8 protein-coding genes are annotated in these 7,026 nt (G+C 70.1%); 2 read left to right on the top strand and 6 right to left on the bottom strand.

The features are described from left to right. A partial coding sequence (locus ACFWA7_RS39350) for a biotin carboxylase N-terminal domain-containing protein (protein WP_280842533.1) occupies positions 1 to 93 on the bottom strand: 93 nt, incomplete at its 3' end. 487 nt (positions 94 to 580) lie between these two features. Between ACFWA7_RS39350 and ACFWA7_RS39355 the strand changes: the two genes are divergently transcribed. Next, complete coding sequence (locus ACFWA7_RS39355; protein WP_385550371.1) at positions 581 to 955, top strand: hypothetical protein; 375 nt, start codon at positions 581 to 583, stop codon at positions 953 to 955. Between the two features lie 224 nt (positions 956 to 1,179). On the opposite strand, the gene ACFWA7_RS39360 is transcribed toward ACFWA7_RS39355, so the two are convergent. The 5 genes from ACFWA7_RS39360 to ACFWA7_RS39380 all read right to left on the bottom strand — a co-directional run bounded on the left by ACFWA7_RS39360 (position 1,180) and on the right by ACFWA7_RS39380 (position 5,345). Further along, positions 1,180 to 1,818 carry a ScbR family autoregulator-binding transcription factor gene (locus ACFWA7_RS39360; RefSeq protein WP_385550177.1) on the bottom strand — a complete coding sequence of 213 codons (639 nt, stop codon included), beginning with the start codon at positions 1,816 to 1,818 and terminating at the stop codon, positions 1,180 to 1,182. A 368-nt stretch (positions 1,819 to 2,186) separates the two neighbouring features. Beyond that, a complete protein-coding gene (locus ACFWA7_RS39365; RefSeq protein WP_385550174.1) occupies positions 2,187 to 2,606 on the bottom strand; it encodes a Fur family transcriptional regulator in 420 nt (139 codons plus the stop codon). 59 nt (positions 2,607 to 2,665) lie between these two features. Next, positions 2,666 to 3,559, bottom strand: a complete 894-nt coding sequence (locus tag ACFWA7_RS39370; RefSeq protein WP_385550171.1) for a metal ABC transporter permease — start codon at positions 3,557 to 3,559, stop codon at positions 2,666 to 2,668. 2 nt (positions 3,560 to 3,561) lie between these two features. Then, entirely contained in the window at positions 3,562 to 4,332 is a 771-nt protein-coding gene (locus ACFWA7_RS39375) for a metal ABC transporter ATP-binding protein (protein ID WP_385550168.1), read from the bottom strand. Between the two features lie 56 nt (positions 4,333 to 4,388). Then, positions 4,389 to 5,345, bottom strand: a complete 957-nt coding sequence (locus tag ACFWA7_RS39380; RefSeq protein ID WP_385827975.1) for a metal ABC transporter substrate-binding protein — start codon at positions 5,343 to 5,345, stop codon at positions 4,389 to 4,391. 192 nt (positions 5,346 to 5,537) lie between these two features. Here ACFWA7_RS39380 and ACFWA7_RS39385 point away from each other — a divergent pair, with 192 nt between their 5' ends. Next, a complete protein-coding gene (locus tag ACFWA7_RS39385) occupies positions 5,538 to 6,920 on the top strand; it encodes a glycine--tRNA ligase (protein WP_385550162.1) in 1,383 nt (460 codons plus the stop codon). Positions 6,921 to 7,026 lie beyond the last annotated feature (106 nt).

Genomic DNA, 7,026 nt, shown 5'->3' on the forward strand with positions numbered 1-7,026 from the left:
GTAGACGGCTACGCTGGCGATCCCGGCGTCCCGGCAGGCACGGGCGACACGGACAGCGATTTCGCCACGGTTGGCGATGAGCACCTTGCGCACGACGACTGCTCCTCAACTTGCGGTGCTGAAGCGGAAAGATCGAGAACGAAACGCCGAGTGGGTTTGTACAGCTCCACCCTCGAAGCATCCTTGAGGGACCGTATCCGGCGTTACTCCGCAGTTGTCCACCGTCCGGAAATCAAACGGGGAGTGCCGAGTATCGGACGGGCCCGCCCAAGGCCCCTGACGTGCCCGGGAGTCGGGGCCGCGCCGCAGGTGGGGCCCACCCCGAGTGGTCCTGCGGTGCAGGGAATTGACGGAAGTCACTTCGGGGTTGACTTCGGCCCCGTTCGGCGATCAGCCGACGAAATGCATTTCTGATCGTGGGAAACGGAATCCTTGAATTCCTCGCCCTCTCGACAGTTGTAGTGATCCTCAAGCCAGTTGAAGGCTGAGCCCGAGCGAACCGGAGTGGAGGTGGTGTCCGGCGGTCGGCAGGTCCCACTGGGGGGAACCAAGCAGCGGGCGACGCCGGGCTATCTGCTGCTTGCGGGCCAACCAGGTCGTCCCGCCCGGCCGGACAGCCCTCCGCCGCTCGCCCGCCGCCCGGGGCCTGACCCTGTACGCGGCGGTGGCGACCGGTGAGGCGCTGGTCCGCTTCGCGCCCGGCGACCCCGGCGCCCCGCTGTCCGTCAACGGGGCGCTCCTGGACCTCCCCCAGCGGCTGCTGGCGCCGGCCGCGCCCGGCGGGATCCTCGTCTGCGACGACTACCGCCCGGCCGCGGGACCCGAGGTCTCCTACGGCCCGGCCGACGGCTCCCCGCGGCACTGGCGGGTGCGTGAGGTGGACGCCCGGCCGGGCTCGGCGGCGGCGGCGTACTCCGTGCCCTTCGCGCGGGCGCCCCGGCGGATCGGGGCCTGACCGCCCGCGCAAGCCGCAGCCGTCGACGTGTTCGAGCGCCGCGGTGAGTGCGTGTCCCGCCCCCCGACGGGACACGCACTCACCGCGGCGCCCGAACACGTCCGGTGCGGCGATCCGACGGCCTCGGCCCTGCACGCCCCTGCGGTCACGGCGTGCAGGACTTCGGAGGGGCCAGCTCCGGACGAGATCCGCCGCGGCCCCTACAGCGGCCCCTACAGCGGCCCCTAGAGAGGCAGCGCCGCCGCCAGCCCCGGGCTGCCGTCGGGCTTCAGGGAGCCGAGCGCGTCGGCCCGGGCCAGCCGGGGCAGCAGCAGCCCCCAGAACTTGCCGAACATCTGCCGCGAGAACCAGCGCGGCTGGCTGCGCCCCATCGCCTCGAAGCCGACGGTCGTCGCCGCGATCACCGCCTTGGCGTCCTCCACCGCGACCCCCTCGGCGAGCGCGCCCTCGGCGGCCGCCCCGGCCAGCACGTCGCCCACCCAGTCGACCCAGTACTGGCGCAGGTCCGTCGACCCCTTCCAGGTCGCGTCGGAGCTGAGCCCGAACCCGGCCCGCAGGATCACGTCGTCGCCGAGCCGGAACGCCAGCGCGTGCGTGGTGTCCACGAGGACCTGGAGCGCCCGGCCGTGCCCGGTGTCGCGCGGGCGCGCGATCTGCCGCAGGGACGCCATGGCGTGGTCGCAGACGGCCTCGGCCAGGGCGTTCTTGCTGACGAAGTGGAAGTGCAGCGCCCCGTTGCTGACGCCGGCCCGGGTGCTGATCGTGGTCAGTGAGGACGGTGCGAAACCGTCCGTGTCGAACACCTCGGCCGCGGCCAGGATCAGCGTCTGACGTGTCCGCTCAGCCCGTTGCTGCTTGCTCATGGTGTAACTCCGTTGTCGCGCGCGAAGGACGGCTTCTGGAGGACAGGAGCCAAGGGGAAGATTCTATGGAAACCAACCCGACGGTTTCTTTAGTCTCGGTTGAGTCTGGCCCAAAGCGTTCCCCGGGTGGCCCGAACGCACCCGCGCACCGACTCGCTGACCTGCACTTCAGGCGCGATAGGGCGATATCGACGTACGTTCTGACGGCTGGATTCAGCCGGATGCGTGCGGCTGAATCCAGGGTTCCGGTGCTCCACGAACGGGACACCCGGTCTGCAAGTGCCACTCGCGCCGGGTACGCGAAAGGGGCTCCGGGAACGACTCCCGGAGCCCCTTTCGTACGTCTCGTACGTCCTGCGGCGCGTGCCCTACTTCTCCGCGGCCGCCGCGCACTCCGCGCAGGTGCCGAAGATCTCCACGGTGTGCGCCACGTTGACGAAGCCGTGCTGCTCGGCGATCGCCTCGGCCCACTTCTCCACCGCCGGGCCCTCGACCTCGACGGCCTTGCCGCACATCCGGCAGACCAGATGGTGGTGGTGGTCGCCCGACGAACAGCGCCGGTAGACCGACTCGCCGTCGCTGGTGCGCAGCACGTCGACCTCGCCGGCGTCGGCGAGCGACTGCAGGGTGCGGTAGACCGTGGTCAGTCCCACCGAGTCGCCCCGGTGCTTGAGCATGTCGTGCAGCTCCTGCGCGCTGCGGAACTCGTCCACCTGGTCGAGGGCCGCCGCCACGGCGGCCCGCTGCTTGGTCGACCGGCCGCGTACGGGTGGTCCAGCCGTCGCCACAGGTGCCTCCCTCTAACCATCGCCCGCTCACGTCGTCGGGCCATTCTGCCAGGTCGGGGTCAGACCGTGGCCTCGTCGGCCGCGGTACGCGACCCCGGCACCTCCAGGGTGCACTCCTCCGCGGCGGTTTCGGCCACCCGCGCACGCCTGCGCGCCAGAGGTGCGGCGAGCGCGGTCAGGGCGATGAACGCGCCGATCGCGAGCAGCACGATCGTCGCGCCGGGCGGCACGTCCTGGTAGTACGAGGTGACCGTTCCGGCCAGCGTGACCGTCGTGCCGATGACCACCGCGAGGACGAACGTCACCGCGAAGGAGCGGGAGATCTGCTGGGCCGCCGCCACCGGGACCACCATCAGCGCGCTGACAAGCAGCAGCCCCACGGCCCGCATGGCGACCGTGACGGTGATCGCGGCGGTCACCGCGATCAGCAGGTTCAGGGCCCGCACCGGCAGTCCGGTGACGCGGGCGAACTCCTCGTCCTGGCTCACCGCGAACAGCTGCCGCCGCAGCCCGACCGTGACGAGCACCACGAACGCGGCGAGCACACAGATCGAGGTGACGTCCGAGTCCGAGACGGTGGAGAGCGAGCCGAAGAGGTACGAGGAGAGGTTGGCGTTGGAGCCGGTGTCCGAGAGGTTGACCAGAAGCACACCGCCCGCCATGCCGCCGTAGAAGAGCATGGCGAGCGCGATGTCGCCGCGCGTCTTGCCGTACGCCCGGATCAGCTCCATCGTCACGGCGCCGACGACGGAGACGAGCGTCGCCATCCACACCGGGCTGGTGTTGAGCAGGAAGCCGAGGCCGACGCCGGTCATGGCGACGTGGCCGATGCCGTCGCCCATCAGGGCCTGGCGGCGCTGGACCAGGTAGATACCGACGGCGGGCGCGGTGATGCCGACCAGGACGGCCGCGATGAGCGCCCGCTGCATGAAGGCGGTCTGGAGGATTTCCATGATCAGGTCAGCAGTCCTGTACGGATCGGCTCGGCGGCCGAGTGGGGGTGGACGTGGTCGTGGCCGGGCAGCGCGTGCTGGCCGGTGGCCTTGGGCGGCGGGCCGTCGTGGGTGACGCAGCCGTCGCGCAGCACCACCGCGCGGTCGATCAGCGGCTCCAGCGGGCCGAGCTCATGGAGCACGAGCAGCACGGTCGCACCGCCCGCGACCTGCTCGCGCAGGGTCGCGGCGAGGATCTCCTGGCTGGCCAGGTCGACGCCCGCCATCGGCTCGTCCATGATCAGCAGCTCGGGCCCGGAGGCGAGCGCGCGGGCGATCAGGACGCGCTGGTGCTGGCCGCCGGAGAGGGCGTTCACCGAGTCCTTGGCGCGGTCGGCGAGGCCCACGAGCTCGATGGCCCGGCGCACGGCCTCCCGGTCCGCCTTGGAGAGCAGGCCCAGTTTCGTACGGGAGAGCCGCCCCGAGGCGACGACCTCGCGGACGGTCGCGGGGACCCCGCTGGCGGCGGTGGTGCGCTGGGGCACATAGCCGACGCGCGCCCAGTCCCGGAAGCGCTTCAGCTCCGTACCGAACAGCTCGATGCGGCCCCCGGTGAGCGGCACCTGGCCGATCGCCGAGCGCACGGCGGTGGACTTGCCGGAGCCGTTGGCGCCGAGCAGGGCGACGACCTCACCGCGCTCGACGGTGAGGTCGATGCCGCGCAGCACCGGACGCGAGCCGAGGGTCGCCGTGGCTCCGCGCAGGGATAGGACGGGTTCCATCACGGGTTCCATCACTGGGGCCTCCGATGTGCCGGATTCCGGGGTTCCGGATGCGGACTGGGGGGTGCTCACTTCGCGCCGAGCGCCTTCTGCAGCGCGGCCAGGTTGGACTCCATCACCTTGAGGTAGTCGTCGCCCTTGGACTTCTTGGTGATGCCTTCGAGGGGGTCCAGGACGTCGGTCCTCAGCCCGGTGTCCCCGGCGAGGGTCTTGGCGGTCTTGTCGCTGGCCAGTGTCTCGAAGAAGACCGTGTCGACGTGGTCCTTCTTCGCGATGGACTGGAGCTCCCTGACCCGGGCGGGGCTCGGCTCGGCCTCGGGGTCGATGCCCGCGATGCCCTCCTGGGTCAGCCCGTACCGCTCGGCGAGGTAGCCGAAGGCGGAGTGGGTGGTGATGAAGGTCTTGGTGGCGGTGTTCTTCAGGCCCGCCGTGAACTTCTCGTTCAGTGCCCCGAGGTCCTTGACCACGGCGGCGGTGTTCTTCTTGTAGTCCGCCGCGTGGTCGGGGTCGGCCTTCTCCAGGGCCTTGCCGACGCCCTGGGCGACCTCGGCGTACTTGACCGGGTCCAGCCAGACGTGCGGGTCGGCGCCGGCCTCGCTCCCGCCGTGGTGCTCCTCGCCCTCGTGGCCGTGGCCGACCTCGGTGCCGTGGTCCTCCAGCTTGGTGAGGGCGGCGGCGTCGACGGTGTGCTTGGCACCGGACTGCGCGATGGCCTTGTCCACGGCGGGCTGGATGCCCTTGAGGTAGACGACCAGTCCTGCCTCGCCGAGGGAGGCGGTCTGCTTGGGGCTGAGCTCCAGGTCGTGCGGCTCGACGCCCGGCTTGGTGAGGTTGCGTACGGAGACGTGGTCGCCGCCTATTCGCTCCGCCAGGTACTGCATCGGATAGAACGACGCCACCACGTCCAGCTTGCCGTCCTTCATGCCCGAGCCGGCGCCGGAGGCCGAGCAGGCGGTCAGGGCGCCGAGGCCGAGCACCACGACGGTGGAGAGGGCGGCGGCGGGTATGAGGCGTCGTACGTTCATGACAGTCATTTTCAACAAAAGTGGAAACGATTGTCAACAAGGCCTGGTGCGGGCCCTGCGCCGAGCGGCGCCCCGGGTGGTACTCGGGGCGGTGCTCCGGGCCGTGGGGCGATACCGATTTGATCCAGGGGTGGAGGCCGCCGCTAATCTGGGGCATTCGCCGTTCGTCGTCGTCGTAATGAAGAGAGCACCGTGGCCGCCGACAAGATCGACACCATCGTCAACCTGAGCAAGCGCCGTGGCTTCGTCTACCCCTGCAGTGAGATCTACGGTGGTCAGCGCGCCGCCTGGGACTACGGGCCGCTGGGTGTCGAGCTGAAGGAGAACCTCAAGCGCCAGTGGTGGCGTTACATGGTCACCGCGCGCGAGGACGTCGTCGGCATCGACTCGTCGGTGATCCTGGCCACCGAGGTCTGGGAGGCCTCCGGCCACGTCGCCACCTTCACCGACCCGCTCACCGAGTGCACCTCCTGTCACAAGCGGTTCCGCGCGGACCACCTGACCGAGGCGTACGAGGAGAAGCACGGCAAGGAGCCCGCGAACGGCCTCGCCGACGTCAACTGCCCCCACTGCGGCAACAAGGGCACCTTCACCGAGCCCAAGAACTTCTCGGGTCTGCTCTCCACCCACCTCGGCCCGACCCAGGACAGCGGCTCCGTCGCCTACCTGCGCCCCGAGACCGCGCAGGGCATCTTCACCAACTTCGGCCAGGTCCAGCAGACCTCGCGCAAGAAGCCGCCCTTCGGCATCGCGCAGATGGGCAAGTCCTTCCGCAACGAGATCACGCCCGGCAACTTCATCTTCCGCACCCGCGAGTTCGAGCAGATGGAGATGGAGTTCTTCGTCAAGCCGGGCGAGGACGAGCAGTGGCAGGAATACTGGATGGAGCAGCGCTGGAACTGGTACACGGGCCTGGGTCTCCGTGAGGAGAACATGCGCTGGTACGAGCACCCCAAGGAGAAGCTCTCCCACTACTCCAAGCGCACCGCCGACATCGAGTACCGCTTCCAGTTCGGCGGCAGCGAGTGGGGCGAGCTGGAGGGCGTCGCCAACCGCACCGACTACGACCTCTCGGCGCACGCCAAGGCGTCCGGCAGCGACCTGTCGTACTTCGACCAGGAAGCCGGCGAGCGCTGGACCCCGTACGTCATCGAGCCCGCCGCCGGTGTCGGCCGCTCCATGCTCGCCTTCCTCCTCGACGCCTACAACGAGGACGAGGCGCCCAACGCCAAGGGCGTCATGGAGAAGCGCGCCGTGATGCGCCTCGACCCGCGCCTGGCGCCGGTCAAGGTCGCGGTGCTGCCGCTCTCGCGCAACCCGCAGCTCTCCCCGAAGGCGAAGGGCCTGGCGGCGGACCTGCGGCAGAACTGGAACATCGAGTTCGACGACGCGGGCGCGATCGGCCGTCGCTACCGTCGCCAGGACGAGATCGGTACGCCGTTCTGTGTCACGGTCGACTTCGACACGCTCGACGACAACGCGGTGACGGTTCGCGAGCGGGACACGATGTCGCAGGAGCGGGTCTCCCTGGACCAGATCCAGTCGTACCTGGGCAGCCGACTGCTGGGTTGCTGATTCGTCTGCGGGGCGGTGGGGGCTGGTCGCGCCCGCGCGGCGGAGCCGCATGATGTCAGGGCCCCGCGCCCCTGAAGGCCTGGCCCCGTACCGCATGAGCATGCGG

This window comes from Streptomyces sp. NPDC059994 (assembly GCF_042737755.1).
Classification (GTDB): domain Bacteria; phylum Actinomycetota; class Actinomycetes; order Streptomycetales; family Streptomycetaceae; genus Streptomyces.